General features: G+C 60.4%; 27 protein-coding genes. 13 read left to right on the top strand and 14 right to left on the bottom strand.

The window, feature by feature from the left end; genetic code table 11:
- The 9 genes from B2344_RS08595 to B2344_RS08635 all read right to left on the bottom strand — a co-directional run.
- Nucleotides 1-794, bottom strand: a 794-nt coding sequence (locus B2344_RS08595; protein ID WP_290485018.1) for a proton-conducting transporter membrane subunit, incomplete at its 3' end; no start/stop codon positions are given.
- On the bottom strand, nucleotides 791-1,306 hold the full coding sequence (locus B2344_RS08600; RefSeq protein ID WP_034811054.1) for a cation:proton antiporter subunit C: 516 nt from the start codon (nucleotides 1,304-1,306) through the stop codon (nucleotides 791-793). The genes B2344_RS08600 and B2344_RS08595, both read right to left, overlap by 4 nt.
- A 4-nt stretch (nucleotides 1,307-1,310) precedes the next feature.
- Complete coding sequence (locus tag B2344_RS08605) at nucleotides 1,311-1,763, bottom strand: Na(+)/H(+) antiporter subunit B (RefSeq protein ID WP_034811052.1); 453 nt, start codon at nucleotides 1,761-1,763, stop codon at nucleotides 1,311-1,313.
- Nucleotides 1,760-2,392 (bottom strand): DUF4040 domain-containing protein, encoded by a 633-nt coding sequence (locus B2344_RS08610; RefSeq protein ID WP_290485019.1) that lies wholly within the window; start codon nucleotides 2,390-2,392, stop codon nucleotides 1,760-1,762. Before B2344_RS08610 ends, B2344_RS08605 begins: the two co-directional genes overlap by 4 nt.
- Nucleotides 2,393-2,397: 5 nt before the next feature.
- Nucleotides 2,398-2,769: a monovalent cation/H(+) antiporter subunit G gene (mnhG, locus tag B2344_RS08615; protein WP_206991084.1), complete on the bottom strand. Its 372-nt coding sequence runs from the start codon at nucleotides 2,767-2,769 to the stop codon at nucleotides 2,398-2,400.
- Entirely contained in the window at nucleotides 2,762-3,055 is a 294-nt protein-coding gene (locus B2344_RS08620; RefSeq protein ID WP_034811049.1) for a monovalent cation/H+ antiporter complex subunit F, read from the bottom strand. Before B2344_RS08620 ends, mnhG begins: the two co-directional genes overlap by 8 nt.
- The gene (locus tag B2344_RS08625; RefSeq protein ID WP_206991085.1) at nucleotides 3,052-3,540 is read right to left on the bottom strand and encodes a Na+/H+ antiporter subunit E; all 489 of its coding nucleotides are present in this window, start codon (nucleotides 3,538-3,540) and stop codon (nucleotides 3,052-3,054) included. Before B2344_RS08625 ends, B2344_RS08620 begins: the two co-directional genes overlap by 4 nt.
- Before the next feature lie 95 nt (nucleotides 3,541-3,635).
- A complete protein-coding gene (locus B2344_RS08630; RefSeq protein ID WP_242517364.1) occupies nucleotides 3,636-4,835 on the bottom strand; it encodes a DUF2336 domain-containing protein in 1,200 nt (399 codons plus the stop codon).
- A 74-nt stretch (nucleotides 4,836-4,909) separates the two neighbouring features.
- A complete protein-coding gene (locus tag B2344_RS08635) occupies nucleotides 4,910-5,371 on the bottom strand; it encodes a hypothetical protein (RefSeq protein ID WP_290479758.1) in 462 nt (153 codons plus the stop codon).
- 298 nt (nucleotides 5,372-5,669) lie between these two features.
- Between B2344_RS08635 and B2344_RS08640 the strand changes: the two genes are divergently transcribed.
- The 5 genes from B2344_RS08640 to B2344_RS08660 all read left to right on the top strand — a co-directional run bounded on the left by B2344_RS08640 (nucleotide 5,670) and on the right by B2344_RS08660 (nucleotide 10,455).
- The gene (locus tag B2344_RS08640; protein ID WP_034811041.1) at nucleotides 5,670-7,121 is read left to right on the top strand and encodes an MFS transporter; all 1,452 of its coding nucleotides are present in this window, start codon (nucleotides 5,670-5,672) and stop codon (nucleotides 7,119-7,121) included.
- 49 nt (nucleotides 7,122-7,170) lie between these two features.
- On the top strand, nucleotides 7,171-8,226 hold the full coding sequence (gene alr, locus B2344_RS08645; protein ID WP_290485020.1) for an alanine racemase: 1,056 nt from the start codon (nucleotides 7,171-7,173) through the stop codon (nucleotides 8,224-8,226).
- Nucleotides 8,204-9,016 (top strand): MlaE family ABC transporter permease, encoded by an 813-nt coding sequence (locus tag B2344_RS08650; RefSeq protein WP_290501808.1) that lies wholly within the window; start codon nucleotides 8,204-8,206, stop codon nucleotides 9,014-9,016. Before alr ends, B2344_RS08650 begins: the two co-directional genes overlap by 23 nt.
- Nucleotides 9,013-9,777, top strand: coding sequence for an ABC transporter ATP-binding protein (locus B2344_RS08655; protein WP_290479761.1), 765 nt, complete (start codon nucleotides 9,013-9,015; stop codon nucleotides 9,775-9,777). The genes B2344_RS08650 and B2344_RS08655 overlap by 4 nt, the downstream gene beginning before the upstream one ends.
- 72 nt (nucleotides 9,778-9,849) lie before the next feature.
- Nucleotides 9,850-10,455: a hypothetical protein gene (locus B2344_RS08660; protein ID WP_290485022.1), complete on the top strand. Its 606-nt coding sequence runs from the start codon at nucleotides 9,850-9,852 to the stop codon at nucleotides 10,453-10,455.
- 10 nt (nucleotides 10,456-10,465) lie between these two features.
- On the opposite strand, the gene B2344_RS08665 is transcribed toward B2344_RS08660, so the two are convergent.
- Nucleotides 10,466-12,079, bottom strand: a complete 1,614-nt coding sequence (locus B2344_RS08665) for a tetratricopeptide repeat-containing sulfotransferase family protein (RefSeq protein ID WP_290485023.1) — start codon at nucleotides 12,077-12,079, stop codon at nucleotides 10,466-10,468.
- 155 nt (nucleotides 12,080-12,234) lie between these two features.
- Between B2344_RS08665 and radA the strand changes: the two genes are divergently transcribed.
- Genes radA through B2344_RS08695 form a run of 6 tightly spaced genes read left to right on the top strand, consistent with a single transcriptional unit; the run spans nucleotide 12,235 to nucleotide 17,275 of the window.
- Complete coding sequence (gene radA, locus B2344_RS08670) at nucleotides 12,235-13,617, top strand: DNA repair protein RadA (RefSeq protein ID WP_349679788.1); 1,383 nt, start codon at nucleotides 12,235-12,237, stop codon at nucleotides 13,615-13,617.
- Entirely contained in the window at nucleotides 13,610-14,155 is a 546-nt protein-coding gene (locus tag B2344_RS08675) for a CvpA family protein (RefSeq protein WP_034811029.1), read from the top strand. Before radA ends, B2344_RS08675 begins: the two co-directional genes overlap by 8 nt.
- A 40-nt stretch (nucleotides 14,156-14,195) precedes the next feature.
- On the top strand, nucleotides 14,196-15,647 hold the full coding sequence (gene purF / locus B2344_RS08680; RefSeq protein WP_290479765.1) for an amidophosphoribosyltransferase: 1,452 nt from the start codon (nucleotides 14,196-14,198) through the stop codon (nucleotides 15,645-15,647).
- Nucleotides 15,648-15,668: 21 nt separating this feature from the next.
- Nucleotides 15,669-16,403: an SDR family NAD(P)-dependent oxidoreductase gene (locus B2344_RS08685; protein ID WP_206991092.1), complete on the top strand. Its 735-nt coding sequence runs from the start codon at nucleotides 15,669-15,671 to the stop codon at nucleotides 16,401-16,403.
- Nucleotides 16,404-16,409: 6 nt separating this feature from the next.
- Nucleotides 16,410-16,757: a DUF3088 domain-containing protein gene (locus tag B2344_RS08690; protein WP_206991093.1), complete on the top strand. Its 348-nt coding sequence runs from the start codon at nucleotides 16,410-16,412 to the stop codon at nucleotides 16,755-16,757.
- A gap of 32 nt (nucleotides 16,758-16,789) precedes the next feature.
- Entirely contained in the window at nucleotides 16,790-17,275 is a 486-nt protein-coding gene (locus tag B2344_RS08695) for a GNAT family N-acetyltransferase (protein WP_206991094.1), read from the top strand.
- 2 nt (nucleotides 17,276-17,277) lie between these two features.
- Here the strand turns inward: B2344_RS08695 and B2344_RS08700 are convergent, their stop codons facing one another.
- Both B2344_RS08700 and B2344_RS08705 read right to left on the bottom strand, forming a co-directional pair.
- Nucleotides 17,278-17,880 (bottom strand): glutathione S-transferase N-terminal domain-containing protein, encoded by a 603-nt coding sequence (locus B2344_RS08700; RefSeq protein WP_206991095.1) that lies wholly within the window; start codon nucleotides 17,878-17,880, stop codon nucleotides 17,278-17,280.
- A gap of 11 nt (nucleotides 17,881-17,891) precedes the next feature.
- Nucleotides 17,892-18,908, bottom strand: a complete 1,017-nt coding sequence (locus B2344_RS08705; protein ID WP_290482335.1) for a 2'-deoxycytidine 5'-triphosphate deaminase — start codon at nucleotides 18,906-18,908, stop codon at nucleotides 17,892-17,894.
- 65 nt (nucleotides 18,909-18,973) lie between these two features.
- Between B2344_RS08705 and metZ the strand changes: the two genes are divergently transcribed.
- Nucleotides 18,974-20,176 carry an O-succinylhomoserine sulfhydrylase gene (metZ, locus tag B2344_RS08710; protein WP_290485025.1) on the top strand — a complete coding sequence of 401 codons (1,203 nt, stop codon included), beginning with the start codon at nucleotides 18,974-18,976 and terminating at the stop codon, nucleotides 20,174-20,176.
- Nucleotides 20,177-20,197: 21 nt separating this feature from the next.
- Complete coding sequence (gene apaG, locus B2344_RS08715; RefSeq protein ID WP_233347478.1) at nucleotides 20,198-20,617, top strand: Co2+/Mg2+ efflux protein ApaG; 420 nt, start codon at nucleotides 20,198-20,200, stop codon at nucleotides 20,615-20,617.
- A gap of 17 nt (nucleotides 20,618-20,634) precedes the next feature.
- Here the strand turns inward: apaG and B2344_RS08720 are convergent, their stop codons facing one another.
- Together B2344_RS08720 and B2344_RS08725 are read right to left on the bottom strand one after the other, a co-directional pair.
- The gene (locus tag B2344_RS08720) at nucleotides 20,635-21,381 is read right to left on the bottom strand and encodes a DsbA family protein (protein ID WP_051607453.1); all 747 of its coding nucleotides are present in this window, start codon (nucleotides 21,379-21,381) and stop codon (nucleotides 20,635-20,637) included.
- 98 nt (nucleotides 21,382-21,479) lie between these two features.
- On the bottom strand, nucleotides 21,480-22,862 hold the full coding sequence (locus tag B2344_RS08725; RefSeq protein ID WP_034811014.1) for a M48 family metalloprotease: 1,383 nt from the start codon (nucleotides 22,860-22,862) through the stop codon (nucleotides 21,480-21,482).
- Between the last annotated feature and the right edge of the window lie 58 nt (nucleotides 22,863-22,920).

Here is a 22,920-nt window from a genome sequence, read left to right on the forward strand (position 1 = left end):
GCCGACAGGAACATGGTCACGAAGCTTGGTGAGTAGGCATAGGCGTTTGGCAGCCATTGATGCAGCGGCCAGACCGCTGCTTTCAGGCCGAGCCCGACAATGATGAACGCAAAGCCCGCCTCAACACTGCGATTGCCCGCCAGCGAAGGCAGCATTTCGGCAATTTGAGCGATGTTCAGCGTACCCGTGGCGGAATAGAGGAAGCCCACACCAATAATGTAGAAGCTGGCGCCGAGCGTACCCATGATGAGGTAGTTGAACGCGGCCGGAAGAGCGCGGCGATCCCGGCCCGCCCCCAGCGCGACCAGCACATAGGTGGAAATCGACGAAATTTCGAGGAAGACGAAGAGGTTGAACGCATCTCCCGTGATCGCAACGCCGCTGAGGCCCGCAAAGCAGACGAGAAAGGCGGAGTAGAACAGCGGGTGCTTGCGCTCAGGGATCTCTGCCTTGACCGTCGGCCATGAAAAGATCGTGGACAGCACACCAATGGCAGCCACCAGCAACAGGATCATGGAATTGAGCGCATCAACCCGAAGCGTGATACCGATGGGCATGGGCCAGTTGCCAACGTCATAGCCGACGACGCCAACCGGAGAAGCCTGCACCTGTCCCACCAGGATCAGAGCGCAGAACAGCGAAAACACTGTGGCCGCAATACTGATCAGCCAGGACAGCCGACCACTTGGCAGGATCGCCAGCAGAGGCGCCAGGAACAACGGCACCATGATCAACAGTGCGGGTGCGTGAAGCAACGCCCAGCGGGGCGCGGTATCCAGAAGCAGGTCGATCATGCCAGTGCCTCTTTTTCAGCTGCTTCCTGTTCGGCTTCCTGAGCGATGGCGGTCTGCATGTCGATCTCGCGCACTTCATCTGCCTCGATTGTGCCATAGGCTTCGCGAATGCGGACGATCAGGGCGAGCCCGACCGACAGGGTCGCGACGCCCACCACAATCGCGGTCAGCATCAGGACGTGCGGCAAGGGGTTGGAATAGGTATGCACCAGATCGGCCACGCGGTCGCCACCAGCAGACGCCGTGAGTACGGCATCGACCGCTGCGTGAGGAACTTCTTCGCCATGACCGCCGCCATGACCCCCAGATGTGTCAGGATCCATCAGGATCGGGGCGGTGCCACCGGCCACAATGCCAAGGGTCACGTAAAACAGGCAGATCGATGTCTGGAACAGGGACAGACCCACCAGCCGCTTGATCAGATTTCCGGACGCAAACGTGATGTACAGGCCGATCATCATCAGCCCGATGACCGCCCAATAGTTTGCGCGCTCTAGAATGAATAGCAGCATCGGCCTACCAGTCCTCGTCGCGGATTTCGGCCACGCGGCCAGCGAAAGCGTAAAAGATGGTCAGCATCGCACCGGACACACCAAACAGAACGCCCAGTTCAATCAGGATAATCCCGACATGCTGGCCATGATGGCCACCCGGCTCCTCGCCGAAAAGCGCTTGATATTCAAGATATTGCCCACCCTGAAGCAGCGCCCAAAAACCAACGCCGGCATATAGCAGCACACCAACCGCCGCGACTGAGCGGGTGAAGGCGGGCGGCACGGCCCGCATGGCCGACGGCACCCCAAAGACAAGCGCGTAGAGAATGATCGCCACGGCCAGGATCACGCCGGCCTGAAAGCCGCCGCCGGGTCCGAAATCACCGTGGAACTGAACGTACAAACCGAACAGAACGATGACCGGAATCAACGTTTTGGTGATCACCCGCAAGATGACGTGATGGTCGCTCTTCATGAGTCCGTCTCCTCATCTTCTGCCTCAGGTGTCTTGCCGGCCTTGGGCAGGGTCTTGTCTTCATTGCGGATTGTCTCCGCCAGCGAGCGCTCGCCGAAGCCGAGTAGGAGCGCAACAGCAATACCAGCCACAAACACAACCGTCGTCTCGCCCAGCGTATCAAACCCGCGATAGCTGCCGAGGACCGGGGTCACGACATTCTCGATGCCGGTGTCATACCAGGCCACCCGCAGATAGGTGAGGCCGACGCCGGTATTGGCGGGTGAGTTCGGATCGCCCACGGCTGGCAAATCGACCGTCGCATAGATCAGCATGATGCCGGTGGCGACGCAGACGAGCAAAGGCCCGAGCTGGCGCAGGGATTTCTCCGGCTTCGCGGTGCGTGATGTGAGCAGCATGGCACCCAGCAGGACCGCGGTGGACATGCCCGCGCCGACGGCTGCCTCAGTGAAGCCGACATCCACCGCATCCACGGCGACATACCAAGCCGCCGAGACCAGCGAATAGATGCCCGACAGCATCACGATGGCGAACAGGCTGCGCAAGCGCGCAATGGCGATCGCCACGACAAACAGGAGGCCGAGCAGGACGATGTTGACCAGCGCCAAGCCGATATCTGGTTCACTCATGGCCATCAGGAATCCTGCCCTTCCTTGTCATGTGTATCGACCGGCCCGATCAGGGGCTGAAGGCCGGCTGTATGCGCCGCATTTGCGGCAGCATGCGACGATGCCGGGCTGGTCAGATAGATGAAGATGAAGATCGCACCCAGTTTGCTGACGACCATCCAGTCGGGCGCCATCATGGCCATGCCGAGCAAAAGTAGCGTCGCGCCAGACGTGTCGGTGATACTGGCCGCATGAAGGCGGGTGTAGAAATCCGGAAAACGCAGCACGCCCACGGTGCCGATCAGGCAAAGCAGCCCGCCTGCCAGGCATAGCGCGGCGCCAAGCGGAAACCGGATGACTTCCCACCCTGCTGCGAGCGTTGCGAGGAAATCAGCCATTGCCACCTCCCTGTCCGCGACGCACCAGTGGAACCTGGAATGACCGGTAGCGGAAGAATTTCAGGATCGCGATCGTCGAAACGAAATTGATCAGTGCGTAGAGAATGGCGATGTCGAGGAATTGTGGGCGCCCCATTACGAAGCCAAGCAGGCCGAGCGCCAGCACGGTCTTGGTGCCGAATGAGTTCACGGCCAGCACGCGATCATACAGCGTAGGACCGGCAATGGCGCGAATCAACAAGAGGAGCATGCCGAACAGAACGGCGATGAGGGCAGCAGCGGTCATGCGGGGCCTCCCTTGCCATCGGCAGCGCGGCGAGACCGGCGGTCCATCTCGGCGAACGCTTCGGGCTGGGCTTCCTGTTCGTAGAGGGCATGCACCAGCATCTTGTCACCTTCAATCTCAACGGTGACGGTGCCCGGGGTCAGCGTGATCGAATTTGCGAAGGTGACTTTTGCGAGATCAGATTCACAGGCGGTCTTAACCTTCACCAGGGCCGGAGCTATGTCCATTTCGGCTTTCAGACAGGCCTTGACCACGGTCCAGTTCGCTTTCGCGATTTCTTTCATCAGCCAGGGGAAGTAGAGCGCAAACCCGACAATGCGCACATACGGCGAGCCTTCACGATCAATGATGTCGAGTCGGTATGCCAGGATCAGGCAGACAGCCACTGACACAGCGCCCAGCGACAGCAATAAAGGTGTGTAATGGCCGGACATGCCCAGCCAGAAGCCGACCAGTGCAACCAGCAACCCCAGAAAGTACGCCACACGCGCCCCTTTCATAGATGACCCAATACAATGAACGCCCTGACCTAAAGGCCTGCGCGCGTCTTGGAAAGTGCTTTTCGGATGGTTTTGTGTCGCTACCTGCCAAAAACGAGTCGCGCGGTACGTTGCGGCGAGGAAAAGCTGGCTTCCTCATTGGCCGGCACATCGTCGATGGCGGACGATAGAGCGTTCGGAGAGAAAGCCGAAGACAGCGACCAGTTCCAGTAGCGCAGCGTGGTCTGCGCCTTGGCGACGGTCATGATTTCATAGATCTCGGCCACGCGGGCAAAATCGGGATCGATCTCTCCCGTTCCGGTTTCCAGGTCACGTTTCAAGCCCGCCCACAGGACGGGGAGAAAGTCGCGCTTGACCCCGGTGCCCTTGCACAGCACCGCGATCCCCTCTCCACCCTTGTCCGTCAGAATCTTTGCCGCCGTCACTGGCTTGAGGCCCGCGAGGTAACCGATTTCCTGCGCGAGTTCGGAATCCAGTCCCTCCAGCGCGGATGCGTTGATCGCGTCCTCGAGACTGTCATAGGGACTCTTGTCGATCGCCGCGCGATTGCGCTGGCGCCGTTCGATCAGCTGAATTGCCTTGCGCGTAACCGGATCGGCCCAATTCTCTTCTGCGGCAAGTTCAAACACGTCGCGGCAGGTGTCGATTACTTCCAGGCGATCGGCGGCATGGCGTTGAAGAATTTTCCTGCGGGTCGTGCTGTCGCTCCACCAGAACATGGCCATGGCTTGAGACGGTTTGGTTTCCAGTCGCTCAACCAGAAGCGCGCAGAGTGATTCGTCCCCGCGCGACCGGGCAACCAGCTTGTCGATCGCCTGTTCGGGCATGATCGCGCCATTATTGGCCAGCATCACCTTCACGACGGGAATTTCGGCGAACTCCGCCAGATATTCACAGACCGAATCGGGCACAAGCTTGCGCTCGGCAATGACTTTTCGGTGTTCCTGGGTCCCGGACATGCAGATTTCCCGCAAGTCGCAGGCATCGAAGCCCTCATTTTCCTCAAGCACATGCTGCGCAACGCGGAATGAGCACTGGCCGAGATAGCGCAAGACACGTTTCGGAGCTTCGCGGTGGTTCGACAGGCGACGGGCGCACATTTCCCGATCGGTTTCTTCGGCGTGAAACAACACTTCCAACAGGATATCGCCCACCATATGGCGGTCCTGATGGGCCAATCGGGACGCTGGCATGGCAACAAGGTCCAGCAATCGCCGGAACAATGCGTTCCGCGCGCGACCGATCGGTGGCATCTGCAGCGGTTCCAAGGGATCTTCCATACGTGTGGCCGTTTTCGCAATGACGAAAACTGTTGCAGCAAACGGTTAACGGTCTGTGGAGATGGTGCTGAGCGCTAGTTCCGCTCTTGAGAACCGGGGTGCACAACCATCAGCAACAGGCTGGATACCAACATGACGATCGCGAGCATGAACAACATGCCGCCATCGGTGGCTGTGTTCTGCGGATCCAGTGACACTGGCACTTCCCGGCCCAACCAAGGCGACAGATGCATCGCAACTGCCCCGCCGAGCACGCCCGCAGACATGAACGCCCCGAACCGGCGCGTCATCGGCAAGATCAGGAACAGCGCCGCCACCAGTTCCAGCAGGCCTACGACAACACGGCCGGCCGGTTCATAAAGGCTGATGCCTGATTTCGCCGCAATGGTCTGGAATACGATGTTCTCGCCCGGCGGGTCGAAGAACTTCACCATACCTTCTGGCGGATTGGGCAGCGGGTGAATGGTCGCCTGAACGAACATCGCGATCAGGAACAGGGCCAGGGCCCAACTCACAATATGCCGGAACAGACGCATTCTACATACCTTTTACCGGTGGGCCATTAGCGTGAAGCTAACCATACCGCAGCGCTGTGGCAACTGAACTATGCGCGAAGTTCCCGTGACACCAACTCCATCCAGCCTTGCCGCGCGCTGTTTGTGAAATCATGTCCTGCTCTCCTTGGTGCCAGCAAGGATCAGCACTTGTGCGTATGGCGTCCCACCCGTTTCTTGCGCATCGGTCATGGACATCAGTCTTCATGTGTCGCAAGGCCGGGGGCTTTCCTTCTCGGGGCCGTCTTCATACAGTCCCGCCAATTGCTCCGGAGCGCGCATGCCAGACAAGATGGACGACTTCATCGACGAGATGGCCGAAGACGCGGCCGAGGACATCACGTCCCCCGTCAGCGGCGTCAGCGAAGCGATTGGGGCTGGTGCCTCCCTGCTGGCAACGGCAAACCATTGGCGCGCCCGCCAGCTACGCCGTGGCGTGAAAATCGAACTGCCCGCCTATCTGATGGTCCAACTCAGCTGGTTCATGGCCTTTGGCCTCCAGATGGTCCTGTTCCCCTATCTGATCACGGGCAAGGAACACCTGCACATGGATGGCCTGGCCCTTGGCCTCGCCAATATGGCGCTGTCGGCGCCGTCAGTCATCTTCCTGCTGATCGGCGGCGTGGTGGCCGAGCGCGCAGATGGCAAACGTCTGCTCATTATTCTGCACCTGCTGGCCGCTACACCTGCCTTGTTCCTCGCATTGGCTGTTGCGCGTGGCGAACTCTCCTATCCCGCAATGATCATCTACGGCCTGACCATCGGCACCGTCGGCGCCTTCATGATGCCCGCGCGCGATTCCATCGTGAATGAGGTCGTGGAGCGGCGCATGCGGGTCGGCTCCGGGGTCACGCTCCAACTCGGCGTTACCCTGGCGACAATGGCGCAATTCCTCGCACAGATCGGCGGACTCATCGTGGGCGGCTATGCTGACAAGCGTACACTGATGCCCGACTGGCTCGGCGGGTTTGGCATCGGCCCGATTCCGGCAGAACAGCTGCTCGCCATTCAAGGCATCATCCTGGCGCTTGGCGCAGGCTTCGCCCTCTGGCTGGGCCGGGGCCGCCAGATCGCGACCAGCGGCAAGGGCATCAAATCCGCTCTGGGCGATATCGCCGAGGGCTTCCATGCCGTGCGCTCAGACGGAAAGCTGTGGGCGATGACTGCGCTGATGTTCGGCGTCGGGATCTTCGTGATCGGTGCCTTCCTGGTCGTGCTGCCGATCGTGAACCGCGACGTCTACGGCTTCGGCTCGGATGGCATCCGGGACATGTTCGTCACTTTCTGGATGGGCGCGTTTGTTTCGTCCGTCGTGCTATCGATCTTCAAGCGCATCAAGCGTCAGGGCCGCCTGTTGCTGATCGCGCAATTCCTCGCCTCAGTCAGCATCCTCGCCATGATGTGGCAGGTGCCGCACTATGTCTTCCTCGGCATCGTCTTCATCTGGGGACTCGCCGCCGGCATCTCCATCGCGATGAGCCGCTCGATCGTGCAAGACGCCGCGCCAAAGGAAAAGCTCGCCCGCGTCCTGTCTATCTATCAGCTCGGCTTCATGGCCGGTGCGCCGTTCGGTGCCGCCATCATGGGCGCACTGGTCGACCTGTTCGGCCCCCAGAAGATCGCTATCGTCCCGGCAGGCGGCATGATCGCGCTGATCATCTGGATGGTCTTTTTCACGCCCGTCTGGAACATGAAGGGCTCCGCCTGGCTGGAGCATCAGGAGCGAAGCTGACGGCTTTGTGTAGATGACACGGGGGCCAAACGCTTCTATCGAAACCTTCATGACTTCCCGCCCGCGCGCCACTATTCACCTGTCGAACATTGCCGCCAATTGGCAGGCCATTGACCGGTTGAATCCGACCGCCACCACGGCCGCCGTGGTCAAGGCAGATGGCTATGGGCTTGGCGCGGCTAAAGTGTCCCAGACGCTGGCCACGGCAGGCTGCAGCACATTCTTTGTCGCCCATCTCGAAGAAGGCACGGCCCTGCGCAAAGCGCTGGGCTTTGGTCCGCGCATCTTTGTCTTGAACGGACCGACCGGCAGCCATCTTCGAACCTATCGCGAGGCAGACCTGACGCCGGTCTTGTCCAGCGAGGAACAGGTCGAACTCTGGGCCCGCACGCCGCGCGGGGCCTGCGCGCTGCATTTTGATACCGGCATGAACCGGCTCGGCCTTGCCTCCAGTGTGCTGACGCATAGGCGCGACGAGCTGCACAAGCTGCAACCTGTCCTGGTGATGAGCCATCTGGCCTGCGGCGACACGCCGGACCATGCACTCAATCGGGTCCAGCTGGACCGGTTCACAGAGATCGCCTCCGCCTTCCCCGACACGCCTGCCAGCCTGGCCAATTCCGCTGGTTGTTATCTGGGGCCGAACTACGCTTTTGACCTGACCCGTCCGGGCATCGCGCTCTATGGCGGCTCGACCTCGCCCGACACGGTAGGTCTGCAGCCTGTCGTGACGCTCGACGCGCGCATTCTCAGTGTCTTTCATGCCAAGGCGGGCGAAACCGTGGGCTATGGGGCAACCCATACGCTGGATGGCAACACAGCGCTGGCCACGGTTGCGCTGGGCTATGCCGACGGCATTCCGCGATCCGGCAGCGACACGCTGATTGCCTATCTTGATGGCACGCCTTGCCCCGTGCTCGGTCGCATTTCCATGGACCTCATCACAATTGATGTCTCAAAAGCACAGGGCGTCGCTAAATCCGGGGCGCGCGTTGAATTCCTCGGCGCGCATGCCAAACTTGAAGACCAAGCGGCCCGCGCTGGCACGCTTGGGTATGAATTACTTACAGGACTCAGCAATCGTGTCGAACGTGTCTACCCGTAAGCGCGGGGTTCCCAATCCCCTTCAATGGATCGGCGCTGCCGTGCTTGGCTTCTTCGCGGAGATTGGCCGACTGACGGTATTTTCTGCTCGCGTGAAATTCGCCGCGTTCACGCCGCGCTGGTATGTCGGCCAGATCTGGCGGCAGATCATCAATATTGGCTTCTACTCCCTGCCTGTAGTGGGGCTGTCAGCGGTCTTCATCGGGGCGGCACTGGCGCTCAACATCTATGAGGGCGGAAGCCGATACGGCGCGGAGCAATTCGTGCCAAACATTGTTGTGCTTGGTATCACGCGGGAGCTGGGCGTCACGATCACCGGCCTGATGCTGGCCGGACGGGTTTCCGCTGGCATCTCCGCCGAAATCGGTGCCATGCGGGTGACCGAACAGATCGACGCGCTGGAGACGCTTTCTGCGTCACCCTATCGTTATCTATACGCGCCGCGCTTCCTTGCCGCGATCGTGTCATTGCCCCTTCTGGTATTGGTGGCTGACACGATTGGCGTGATGGGGGGCTGGCTGGTCAGCGTCTATGGCCTTGATTTCGACTCCACGACCTATCTGCGCAACACGCTGGAATTCATGACGACTGAAGACGTGCTTGTCGGCGTCATCAAGGCGGTCGTGTTCGGCGCGGTAATTGCCATCATGGGCTGTTACCAGGGTGATCGCTCCGAAGCCGGCGCGACCGGCGTCGGCCGGGCGGCAACGCTCTCCATGGTTGGCGCGGCCGTTTTGGTCCTCGCCGCCAACTACCTCCTGTCCACCTTGTTCGTGGAGATTGGCCTGTGAGCACGCCCATCCTGAAACTTGAAAACGTCAAGAAGTCCTTCGGCTCCAAGGAAGTGCTCAAGGGCGTCGACCTGGAAGTGCAGAAGGGCGAGAGCCTCGTCGTGCTGGGCGGCTCGGGCTCGGGCAAGTCGGTGATGCTGAAAAATGCGCTCGGCCTGATGACGCCGACCGACGGCACGATCTGGTTTGATGGGCAGGACGTGACCAACGCAACCGGCAGGACGCGCGAGAAGATGCGCGCCCGCATCGGCATGCTGTTCCAATCTGGCGCGCTGTTCGACTCGCTGACAGTCTGGGAGAATGTCGGCTTCCGCCTGCTGCAGGTCGACAAGTTGCGGCGCAAGGACGCGCGCGAACTCGCCATCGAGACGCTGAAAAAGGTTCGTCTTGGCTCAGACGTTGCCGACCTCTACCCGGCTGAAATTTCCGGCGGCATGCAGAAGCGCGTCTCGCTCGCCCGCTCTATCATCTCCAAGCCGGACCTGATCTTCTTCGATGAGCCCACCACCGGCCTCGACCCGATCACCGCCGATGCGATCAACGACCTCATCCTCGAACAGGTGCGCGGCCTCGGCGCAGCCGCCGTCTCGATCACGCATGACATGGCCTCGGCGCGCAAGATCGCGGATAACATCGCCATGCTCTATGAGGGCAAGATCATATGGCACGGCCCGGCTGACATCATCGACAATAGCGGCAGCGAATATGTCGACCAGTTCGTCCACGGACGCGCCGAAGGCCCGATCCAGCCGGCGATTTAGATTCTTTTCTGCCACTTGACCCCAGACTGATCTTCAGGCGCAGTCTCCGCCGGGAACACGGGGAGACGCGCCATGATGGATTTCATCAAATATATTTCGGTGGCCTTCACGGCGCTATCGCTCGCCTTTACGGGCTGGCTGCAATACGAGAAATTTCGCCTCGACGGGGAATGGCACATCGACACCTGCACCGAAGAGGCCGACTTCACACGTTATGAGGGTTTGCACCTGGCTTGGCGGGTTTTCCTGTCAGATGATCCCCTGTCGGCTCCGGTGGTGGGCGATGGCGAGAAGATCCAGGAAGCCTTCAAACCGATCCCTGCCACCGCGCGCTTCCCGGTCCGTCTGGTCGGCACGAAAGAGATCAACTCGGTCACTTTGACGGGTCGGTTTGAAGGCTCCCGCCGTGCGTCTACCGGGCGGTTCGAATTTGCGCCCAGCCTCTCCAAACGTCTCTTCTCGGGCTACATCCCATTCTACCAGCGCAATGTCGACGTGTTGGATGGACGCTTTGCCTTCACCGCGGGCAACGCCCGGGGACCGGCCCGCGCCGTGCGTCTGACAGACGGGAAAATGCCGGAAGGGCTTGCCGCTTTCACCTGTGGCGACAGCGCGGCGACCGAGACGTCTCCTCCCGAAACGGACACCCCTGATGCGTCTCCCCCGGCACAGCTCTGAGACGCGACGCCTAGAGTCGTCCAGCCTTCCGAAGTATCTCAAGGGCTGGCTCAAGCTGGGGCTGATAGCGTTTCCAACGGTCCACAGATGATCGATACATGGGCTGGCGCACCTGGGCGACGCTGGCGGTGGCCACGGGCGCGGTGTTTTCCTGAAAGTCCAGACATGCCTGCTCGAAGTCGAGACCGCAAAATTCCAGAAGCCGCCGGGTTTCCGCCTCCGGTTCCTCCACCAGGGTCTCATAGTCAACCAGAGTGAACCGCGAGGACGGGAGCGCGCCCGTGTAAGTCTCAACAAGACCATGAAAGCGCGCCACATAATCCGCCAGGTCTTCAAGACTGTGCGCGCAACGATAGTGCAATGCCGACAGGGCGAACAGCTGGCGATAGATGCTCAACACACTATCGGCAGGCTGTCGCCGCAAACAGATCACGCGCGCATTCGGCAAGGCGGCAAGTATGGCCGGAACAAGTAAGGCATTGATCGGCATCTTGTCGGTGAAGCGCTGCGCGCCGTTCAGTATTCCCTGCACACTTTCGATATAGTTTTGTCCGACCGCCAACAGGTCGGTTCCGGCCGCCCCCTTGATCGTACCAGCGTCCAGCATGTCCGCGCTGTCATTGCCGACTGCGCGCTTCAGGAAAGCTCCGAACTCCGGGCGTTCTCCCGCAGACACGATGCCGGAGTGGCTGGAAATGATACGGTCGACAAGTGTGGTGCCGGTACGCGGCAGGCCGACAATGAAAATCGGGCCGCCAGTTTGAACCTCACTGTTCACGCCGAGCGTATGGCACAGCGTTTCGGCGGCTTCGAAACTGGCCTGATTCTGCATTCGCTGACTGGGAATATTCTGACGCACCAGGGCCTTGCCCTTGTCCAGCCAGTCCATGGCTCCTGCCGGGTCGGCCAGGTCCTCATGCACTTTTGCAATGGCATGGGCGAGTTGAAGCCCGCCTTCAATGTCTCGCGGGTGCCGCTGCAGCCAAGCGGCCTCAAGCTCCGCGACTGCGTTCTGCTCTGGGCTGTGTTTCGTTATCAGCGCGAGATAGGCGCGCGCCGGAATATACTGAGGCGCAAATTGGAGGCAGGTTCGGTACGCTTTCCTTGCCCCCTCAAAATCACCAATGAATTGCAGGGACGAACCAAGATTGAAGAAGACGATCGGATCATTCGAAGAGGCGGTCGCGGCCTGCCTGTGAAAGGCGACCGCTTCCTCATGCCGATCCAGTGCGCTCAACGTGGCGCCGATAGATGCCAGCGTGAAACCGTCCGATGGCTGTAGTTTTATGGCGGCTTCAATATGTATGAGCGCCTGCTTCGGCAAAGTCAGCTTGGCGTAGCATCGCGCGGCCTGAACGTGCGCTCCCGGCTCGGGATGGCCTTTCTCAAGCGCGCGTTCGAACAGCTTCAGGGCGCGCTCGAACTGGTTGTGTTCATAATTGATGATACCAAGCACAAAAAAAGCATCGGCGCAGTCCGGGTCCTGCTCCAGCGCGTTCCGGCAATATGCATGGGCCTCCCGGTAACGCTTCTCTCCCAGCAATTGCCGCGCAGGCTGCAGCGGCACGAACGGTCGGCCTGAACTGCGGCCGTCGTTTCCGGGATTTTGATTATCAGTCGACATGCGGCCGATGTTTGCCGCCCCCGGCGTGCGAACACAAGAGACTGCGAACCTGACCGTCTGCAGCAATGCAACCGGCATCCCGCGCCCTCACTTTTGCAGCCCGGACCGAAAGCGAACCCTTTCCCCTGCCCGCAAACCCTCATATCTCTCTGACCATGGCCAAGACCGCAACGACTGCCTTTGTGTGCCAATCCTGTGGCGAAGTTCATTCCAAGTGGAGTGGCAAATGCGCGGGCTGTGGCGAATGGAATACGCTGGTCGAGGAGACGGTCGGCGGCACGCCGGGCGGTCTCGCTGCGCCCAAGGCCGGCACGAAGCGCTCCAGCAAGACAGAATTCGTCGCTCTGAACACCGAGACCGAAACGCCTGCCCGCATCGTCATGGGTGTGGAAGAACTGGACCGCGTCTTCGGCGGCGGCATCGTGCCATCATCCGCCACGCTGATCGGCGGCGACCCCGGTATCGGCAAATCGACCCTGCTGCTGCAGGTCGCCGCGCGACTCGCCCGCAATGGCGTGAAAACGGTCTATGTATCTGGCGAGGAAGCTGCCGCGCAAATCCAGGAGCGCGCCAAGCGACTGAAGGTTGCCGAAAGCCCGGTCGACCTCGCCACCGAAACCGACCTTCGAAAGATCCTTTCGGCGCTGAAAACGGCCAAACCTGATTTCGTGGTGATCGATTCCATCCAGACCATGTGGTCTGACAGTCTTGAGGCCGCGCCCGGCTCAGTCAGCCAGGTCCGGGCCTGCTCGCAGGAACTGACTCGCTGGGCCAAGAAATCCGGCGCCGCGCTGGTGCTCGTCGGGCACGTCACCAAGGAGGGCAATATTGCCGGTCCGCGCGTGGTCGAGCACATGGTCGATGCCGTCTTCTATTTCGAGGGTGAGCGCGGACACCAGTTTCGCATCCTGCGCGCCGTGAAGAATCGCTTCGGCCCGACTGACGAGATCGGCATCTTCGAAATGCACCAATACGGCCTCGCCCCGGCCAAGGAACCGTCTGCCCTGTTCCTGTCAGCCGATGGCGATGGCGAAGGCGGGGCAGCGGTCTATGCGGCGATGGAAGGCTCACGTCCTGTGCTCGCCGAAGTGCAGGCATTGGTGGCCAAAAGCGCCTATGGCACGCCCCGGCGCAGCGTCGTCGGCTGGGATAGCGGGCGTCTTGCCATGCTGCTCGCCGTGCTGGAAGCGCGCTGCGGGATCAGCCTGTCGGGCATGGATGTCTATCTCTCGGTCGCAGGCGGCTATCGCATTGGCGAGCCAGCCGGAGACCTTGGCGCGGCGGCGGCGCTGCTGACCTCCCTTGCCGACACGCCTGTGCCCGAGCGGACCGTGTTCTTCGGCGAAGTGGCCCTGTCGGGCGCAGTGCGCCCGGTGGCCCGCATGGAGCAACGTCTCAAGGAAGCCGTCCGGCTTGGCTTCACCCATGCCTATGTGCCCGAAGGCAGTCCGACTTCAGTGGATGGCTTGACGATCACCCCAATTAAACGGCTTATCGATCTCGCCCACCTTCTCGCTCCGGACGCCCAAAATGCTTGAGTCCATTACAGCTTTCGACGCTATCGCGGTTGCAGTCATTGTGATCTCCGCGATCATGGCATTTGCCAGAGGCTTCCTGCGCGAGATCGCGACACTCGGATCATTCATCGCCGCCCTGGCCGCCGCCTTCTATGCCCGCCGCTTCTTTGCAGACGGCGTGCGCACGCTGGTGCCGGAAGGCGTCGACCCGTTGCTGGGCGATCTTGCCCTGGTCGTTGTCGCATTCATCATTGTTTATGTTCTGGTCGCATGGTTTGGCCAGCGCCTGTCCAAGAACATCCAGGGCGCCGACGGCATTGGCATGTTCGACCATTTCGCCGGTCTGTTTTTTGGCATTGCGCGCGGTGCCATCGCCCTCGTTTTCTTTGCCGTGCTCCTCAATCTGGCGCTTGATGAGAGCCGGATCCCGGACTTCATCCGGAATTCGATGACGTACCCACCACTCGCCGAGATGGCGAACTATGTGAACGACAATGCGTCGAAAGTCGGAAAAGATGTGCAAGCCGCCCTTCCCTCAGAGGGCAAAACAGGGCAATAGGCCCTTGTCGCAATACCGTCACTCAGGAGGTGCGTCTCAAATGGTCCTTTTCGATCATGATGACGACAAGCCCCGCGAGGAATGTGGCGTCTTCGGTGTCTTTGGAAATCATGAAGCCAGCCTGCTGACAGCGCTTGGCTTGCATGCGCTCCAGCATCGCGGGCAGGAAGCCTGCGGAATGATTACCTTTGACGGCAAGCGATTCCCCTCGGAACGTCATTTGGGCATGGTAGGAGAGCATTTCGGGGGAGACCTCCGAACGCGCCTGCCGGGTCATGCTGCCATCGGCCATAACCGATACTCTACACAGGGCCGCACCATATTGCGGAACGTGCAGCCAATCTTCGCCGACCTCGCCGGGGGCGGGTTCGCCGTGGCGCACAATGGTAACCTCACCAATTCCCGCAAGCTGCGCCATGACCTCGTCAAGGACGGCGCCATCTTCCAGTCTACCATGGACACGGAAGTCATCCTTCACCTCGTCGCGCGCAGCACGGGCAAAGATTTCCTCGCGCGCCTGGTGGACGCACTTCAGAGAATCGAAGGCGGCTACGCATTGGTCGGCCTGACCGGCAAGAAACTGGTCGGCGCGCGTGACCCGGTTGGACTGCGCCCATTGATCCTTGGAAAATTGGGCGACGCGTATGTGCTGGCGTCTGAAACTTGCGCGCTGGACATTATCGGCGCCGAGTTCGTGCGCGAAGTCGAGAATGGCGAAATCGTCATCATCAGCGACAAGGGCGTCGAATCCTATCGCTTCGCTCCGCAGCGCCCGACCAGTCCCTGTGTGTTCGAATACGTCTATTTCGCCCGTCCGGACAGCATCGTTCAGGGCCGTTCGATTTATGAAGTACGCCGCCGCATGGGACACCAGCTGGCCGCCGAAACACCCGCCGATGCGGATGTCATCGTGCCGGTGCCGGATTCGGGCGTGCCCGCTGCACTCGGATTTTCCGAAGCGTCCGGCATCCCGTTCCAGATGGGTATCATCCGGAACCACTATGTCGGCCGAACCTTCATCCAGCCGACCCAGACAGGACGTCAGAGCGCGGTTTCCAAGAAGCACAGCCCCAATCGCGCCGTCCTGGAAGGCAAACGTGTCATTCTCGTCGACGATTCCATCGTGCGCGGCAACACGTCGAAAAAGATCGTCCAGATGGTGCGTGATGCCGGCGCCAAGGAAATTCATTTCCGTTCGGCCAGCCCACCCATCCTGAACCCGGACTTCTACGGCATCGACATGGCGGCCAAGTCCGAACTGTTCGCGGCGATCCATACGCACGAGGAAATGGTCAGTGAACTGAACGTCGACTCGCTCGGTTTCCTGTCGGTACCGGGCCTCTATACCGCCATTGGAGAGCCGCAGCGCAATCCGATGCAACCACAATTCTCCGACCATTGCTTCACGGGTGACTATCCAACGCCGCTGGTCGATAATGAACATGCAGAATCCGACAAAGAGCGTCAGCTCTCCCTGCTGGACGACGCTTGATCGCCTTTCCTGAGCCGCGCCATGACAGATACCCCTTCCGCTTCCCCGAGGCTCGTCCTTGTTACCGGCGCCTCGCGTGGCATTGGCCGCGCCGCCGCGCTGGAGCTTGCCCGTCAAGGCAACATCGTCATTGCGGTTGCCCGCTCCAAGGCCGCGCTGCAGAAGCTTGACGACGAGATCCGCGCGTTTGGCAGCGAAGCTGTTCTTGTGCCGATGGATTTGAAAGACACCAAGGGCATCGAGACGCTCGGCAAGGTGATCGGCGAACGCTTTGGTCGTCTGGATGGTCTCGTTGCCAATGCCGGCATTCTTGGCACGCTTGGCCCGGTCGAGACGTGTGGTCCCCGCAGCTTTGAAGAGACGATTGCGGTGAACCTCACCTCCAACTTCCACCTGATCCGCACCCTTTCGCCCTGGATGCATCAGTCCGATACGCCCCGCGCCGTCTTTGTGACGTCCAGCGTTGCCCGAAAGCCGCGTGCATTTTGGGGCCCCTACCAGGCCGCCAAGGCAGGGATGGAAGCACTCGTCATCGGTTGGGCCGACGAGAATGAGAACATGAAACTGCGCGCCAATATTTTCGATCCGGGTGGCACACGCACCGGTATGCGCGCCGAAGCCATGCCCGGCGAAGATCCGATGACTCTTCCGACCCCGGAAGAGGTTGCCGCCGAACTGGTCAAGCTGGTCAGCCCGAGCGAGACACGCACCGGCCAATTGGTCACCTATCGCGAACTGGCCGGATCGAAGGGATAAGGCAGAATGGCGAAGGATGACCTCTTCCTCCTTCAGCCCCCCTTTGAAGACCCGGCCTATCCGGACGAGATTTTCTATTGCTGGCATTGCATGTTGATGGAAGGTCTGATTGCCGCCTTCCCATGCTTGGCCGAACAGATCGATATTCACCGCATCGCCTGGCCGCGCCCACGCGCGGACCTGGTCAGTCGTCTCGGGCCTGAGAACCAGTCCCTCCCCGTGCTGATCCTGTCGGATGCAGGCGAAGGATGCCAAGGCGTCAAGCAGCATGCTGGCGTGCATTTCATCGACGACAAGGATGCAATTCTGAACGCGCTGACCCTTCGCCACGGTATTCCCACGCCGCATCCTTGAAGCAGCAAACCAAGTCCGGCAGAAGGATGGCCATGTCCACGCATCTATCTCCCGCCTCTCTGCGCCCCCGATCCGCCACACTGGACGACTTGCCCGCCTTGAAAGAATGCGAACAGGGAATCATCGCCGCCGAGCGGCCCTACGACCATACGCTGAAGCCGGATCCGATCAGCTATTATGATCTTGGCGAACGCGTCCGGTCCGAGGATGCAGAAGTCGCCGTGATTGAGCTGGACGGTGCCATCATTGCGACGGGCTATGCAGAAAAGCGGGCGTCAAAACCCTACATTGCCTCTGACAATCACGCCTTTCTGGGATTCATGTTCGTGCACCCTGATCATCGCGGCAAGGGACTGAACCGTATCCTGACGGACTATTTGCTCGACTGGGCCCGCATGCGCGACCTCACCGAGATACGGCTGACCGTCTATAGCGGCAATGATCCCGCCATCCGTGCGTACGAGAAGGCAGGTTTCAATCCCTACATAACCGAGATGCGACTCAATCTGGACGAATGACTCTATTCCGGCGGCGTGGTGAGAGCAAAGCTCTCGCGCGCCGACATATCTTCAAACCAGGCCAGCAGGTTCGGATGCGGGCCACGCCAGTCGAGGTCGGGCAAGCGAAAGTCGAGATAGCCAAGCGCGCAGGCATAGGCGATCCGCCCAAGGTCGAATGCTTCCCGGTCTGACGCAACATCTTCGGCGATCTGATCCACGCCGCGATGAATTGCTGCCGTCCACCGATCCTGCCAGTAGGCGGAGCGCTCGGTTTCAGGACGTCGCGATTCCATGACGAGACTGAGCGCAGCATCCAGAATGCCATCACCAAGCGCCTGGGCCGTCAGCACCGCCCAGCGAGCGGCGCCTTCGCGCGCCAGCAAGGGCTCTCCCGCCGCCTGATGATCGAGATACTCGCAGATCACCGGACTATCGAACAGGTGAGCGCCGTCATCCAGCTCAAGCGCGGGGACCTTGCTCAGGGGATTCCCAATTTTCGACGCAGCATTCTCCGCCATGGGATCAGCGCGCACCAATTCCACCGCCTCCTGCAACCCATGCTCAATGATCAGCACCCGCACCTTGCGGGCATAAGGAGACGTCGCGGAATAGTAGAGCTTCATCACATGCACCTTCAGGTCTTGAAATGCTTCGACAATTTCAGGCCCTGCCCCTGATAGTTGGAGCCCTTGCCGCCATAGAGACCCTTGGGCTTGGAGGCCATGCTTTCATAGACCAGCTTGGCGACGGGCTGGCCATGTTCGAGGATAAAGGGCACGTCCCGCGACCGCACTTCCAGCACAGCGCGGCTACCGCCACTATTCGTGCCGAAGCCCGGATCAAAGAAGCCCGCATAGTGCGCGCGGAATTCGCCCAACTCCGGCGCAATGGGCGCCATTTCGGCGGCCTCCATCGCGCCCACTTTCACCGCTTCACGGCTGACCAGAATATAGAACTCCTCCGGGTTCAGAACAATTCGACCATCGCGCGGCCAGATCGGCTCCCAGAACTGGCTCGCTTCATGCGCGCCAATGCCGCGCAGGTCGACAATGCCCGAATGATGCTTGGCACGATAGCCAACTGGCTGGTCGCCCGTGGACTCGAGATCAATCGAGACCACTTTTTCCTTCAGCGTCTCAGGCTTCTTGCGCTTGAACCGTATCTGCGCGAGCCGGTCACCAGGGCGCACCATAATCGGGAAAGTGCGCGGGCTGACTTCCAGGTAGAGTGGGCCGGAATAGCCCGTTGGCACTTCATCAAAGGCGCGGGAGCGATTGGTGACGAGCCGCGTAAACACGTCAATCCGGCCGGTCGAGCTTTTCGGATTGGCCCGCGCCGCAATGCCGGCAGGCAGGCGCAGCGATTCCATCAATGGCACGAGATAGACGCATCCCGTTTCCAGAACCGCGCCTTCCTTGGTCAAATCGATCCGGTGCATATGGATGCCCGGTTCCTGTAACATCTCGGCGACGGTGCGGTCCTTGCCCGGCAGGAAGCTGGCCCTCAGCCGATAAGCATCTTCGGCCAGGCGGAGATCAAGGCTTGCCGGCTGCACCTGCCCCTCATCCAGCGGCAGGTCCGTCCGGATCGCATCAGCGCCGAGAAGCGCTTCAATCTCATGATCAGACAATACACCAGAATCGACGGCCATCACTTGCACCCCTTACCCTCTCAGGCATAAGACCCGTTACAGGAAACACAAGGGACTATCGTGTCATGGCAGATGCACCGGGCGACGACGGAAAAAAGGGCTGGAAGCCTGCGACCAAAGCGGTGCGCGGCGGCCTTATGCGTTCCGAACATGGCGAGATTTCCGAAGCGATCTACCTGACATCCGGCTTTTCCTATGACAGCGCTGAACAGGCCATGCGCCGTATGGCGGGTGAAGAGGATGGCTTTGTCTATTCCCGCTATGGCAGCCCGACATGTGAGATGTTGCAACAGCGACTCGCCCTGATCGAAAATGCCGAGGCCTGCCGCGTTGCTGCCTCCGGCATGGGCGCCATCTCAACCGCGATCCTGGCACCGCTGAAAGCGGGGGACCGCGTCGTGGCCGCGACGGCCCTGTTCGGGTCCTGCCGCTGGATCATCGCCAATCAGATGCCCAAATTTGGCATCGAGACGGTTTTCGTGGATGGCGCTGACCTTGAGGCCTGGGAGCGGGAGATCGCCAAGGGCTGCCAGCTCGTCCTGATCGAGAGCCCGGCCAACCCGCTGCTGGACGGCGTCGACATCGAGGCGGTTGCCAAGCTCTGCAAGGCCGCCGGCGCGATTCTGGTGGTCGATAATGTCTTCGCGACGCCAATCCTTCAGAAGCCTCTGGAGCTTGGCGCGGATGTCGTCGTCTATTCCACCACCAAGCATATGGACGGCCAGGGCCGCGTCATGGGCGGGGCAATCCTGTGCGATTCGGCGCGGATGGAGGAAATCTACGATCCGTGGCTGCGCCATCTGGGCCCGGCTGCGTCGCCGTTCAACGCCTGGGTTGTGCTGAAGGGACTCGAAACACTTAAATTGCGCGTCGATCAGCAAACAAAAAATGCTGCCCGCCTGGCAGACATTATTGCGGATCATCCGGCGATAGCCGCCGTGCGCTACCCGCATCGCGAGGACCACCCACACTACGACATCCACAAGCGCCAGATGAGCGCAGGCGGCACCATGATCGCCTTTTCGGTGAACGGTGGACAGGAAGAAGCCTTCAAGCTTCTGAATTCATTGGAGCTTGTCGATATCTGCAACAATCTCGGCGACACCAAGTCGCTCGCCTGTCATCCCTCCTCCACCACGCACCGCGCGCTCAGCGATGAGGAGCAGGCCTCGATGGGACTCGACCGCAGCTGGATACGGATGTCGGTCGGTCTGGAAGATTCTGACGATCTTGTAATGGATTTGACACGCGCCCTTAACAGTGTGTGAACGAATTGGATTGAATTTCACATGATGGGCAGACGGGTTCCTCCTCCGCAATACGAACAGATCACCGATGGTGTGCGCATTCGCGTGCGTCCGAAGTTCATGCATGACGAATCCGAACCGGCGCGCGCCCGGTTCATGTGGTCCTACACGGTCGACGTTGAGAATGAGAGCGAGCAGACCTGGACCATCGTGCGCCGTCACTGGCGCATCGTGGATGCCGAAGGCCGTCGTCAGGAAGTCGAAGGTGAAGGCGTGATCGGCCAGACCCCAACCCTCGGGCCGGGCGAACGCTTCAGCTACACGTCTGGCGCGCCACTGGCGGCCCCGTCCGGAATCATGGGTGGCACCTATGATCTCAAAGGGGATGATGGCCGCGTATTGATCGCGACCATTCCGATGTTCTCACTGGACAGCCCGTACGAGACGTCACTGCCCTGCTGAGATTCGTCTGGTTCTGATCAGCCTTTGATCTCGGCCTTGATCGCCTCATTCAGCCGGTCGCGATTTGCGCCTTCGATGAACTCATTGCCAATCAGGAAGCTCGGCGTGGCCTCGACACCTACGGCGCGGGCAAGTTGCTTGGACTCAGACAGTTTGCGCTGAATGTCGATCGAGCCCATATCGGCGCGCATCTTCTGGACGTTCATGCCCACATCCCTGGCCACTTCGTCGAGCTTGGCTTCAGTCAGGTCGTCATTGTTCTTGATGGCCATCAAAGCCAGATGGAATTCGCGATACTTGCCTTGCTTGCCGGCGGCGAGCGCCGCAAGCGAAGCGGTCTCACTGATGCCGCCAAAGATTGGCAGTTCCTTGAAGACGACCCGGACATTACCGTCATAGTCTTCCGGCAATGCCTGAATCCATTCGACCGACCGTTTGCACCAGCCGCAGCGATAGTCGAAGAATTCGACCACGGTGATCTCTGCATCGGCCGGGCCGATGAAATAGTCATTCTCATTATTGTAGATCGCGTCGAAATTGCTCGCGATGGCTTTCTGCGCCTCTTGAGAGGCTGCAGCCTGCTGCTTCGCGGACAGCTTGATCAGCGCTTCCTCGATGATTTCCGGGTTCTCGAGAATGTACTCCCGCACAACTTGTTCCATGGCTTCGCGATCAGCGACCGGCGCCGCCTTGCTCTCGGCGCAGGCGGGCGTCAGGGCGAGCGCAGCCATGGCGGCCGTCATCGTGGTCAGTCTGAATGTCATGCGTGGTTTCCTGTCATATTCAGGTCAAAATCGGTTCAGGCCAGATATACGGCCTGAATTCCGCACGTCTATCCGGCCTAACACAAAGTTGATCAGGACTATTCGACCGTGAGCGAGAAACGCCGATTGCGGCGATACATGTCGCGATTGTCCGGATTGTTGGCATCGGTCACCAACAGGATGTCGTCAGCGCGGCGATAATCCGGCGTGCCAGGCTCCAGGCTCTGGACAGCAAAATGGGCAAACCGGTTGGCTCGTACGATGTCGCCAACAGCATAGGCAGACTCGGCCGTGGCCAGCTGGGCATCGGCGCGGCGCCCCTGCTTTTCATATGTGATGGCCAGCTGAGCCCAGGCGAACGCATTGTTCGGCTCGGCAATCAACGCATCATGCAAAGCCTTTTCGGCGGCTTCGACATCGCCAGCTTCGTCACGCGCATTCAGCGACCGGGCAAGGTTGATCAGCAGCAGGGGCTGGCCCGGCTTCAGTTCGAGCGATTTCTCGTGCGGCGCAACAGATTCGGCGGCGCGGCCGCTCTCAAACAGGATCTGGCCTTTAAGCTCCCAGAAAAATGGATTTTCCGGATCGTCTTCAAGCAGTGAGTTCACCTCGATCAGCGCGCGATCAATATCGGAGACCTGCATGGCGGCGATGGAACGCGCATATCGCGCTGGCTGGCTCTGGTCACTGGCCGGGTATTCGCGCGCCACCTTGTTCGGTGTGTCGAGGAAGCCGATGAGCTTGGCACGCATCATCTGGTATTGATGCAATTCCCGATCGGTTTGCGGCGTGTCCATCATGCCGGAATCTTCGGCCAGCTGGCGCACGGTGCGGATCCGGTCCGATGCGAGCGGGTGGGCCCGAAAATAGGGATATCGGCGCGCGCTGGACAGGACTTCCTGATAGCGGAAATTCTCGAAGAATTCGACGATCCCGCGGGGCGACTGACCAAGCTGCGTGAGGTATTCGACTGCCGCGGCATCGGCCGTGGCCTCTTCCGAACGCGTGTGCGTGAAGAAGTTCAGCGCAGCAAATTGTTGTGATGAACCGATCAGGGCTGCACCTGCCCCCCCTTCACCGGCGGCCATGGCTAGAATACCAAGACCGATGGAGAGCAGCGCCGGGCGCATGGCGACCCCGGCCGCGCGCGAACGGCTGACCGAGTGGCCACAGGCGATGTGACACGTCTCATGCCCGATCACGCCCTTGATCTGCAGCGAGGAATCCGCAGCGATAATAAGGCCGGTATGAAGGTGAATATTCTGACCGTTCGCCACGAACGCATTCAATGAAGGATCATTGATCAGGTACAGGCCGACATCGTTCGGCTTCAGCCCAGCCACTTCGAGAATGGGATTGGTCCATTCGCGCAGCGTCTCCTCGATCTCCGCATCGCGGATCAGGCTTTGGGCCGTGGCGCTTGCTGCCATCATTGCGGCGAGCGCTGCGGTCGCGGCCAGTTTCAGGAAATTTCGCGCCATGCAAAGCGCCTCCTGTTGATTGCATCTACATCCCTGATTTTATGGGATGCCTTACCGA

Source organism: Hyphomonas sp. UBA3195, from assembly GCF_002366485.1.
In the GTDB taxonomy this organism is placed as follows: Bacteria; Pseudomonadota; Alphaproteobacteria; order Caulobacterales; family Hyphomonadaceae; genus Hyphomonas.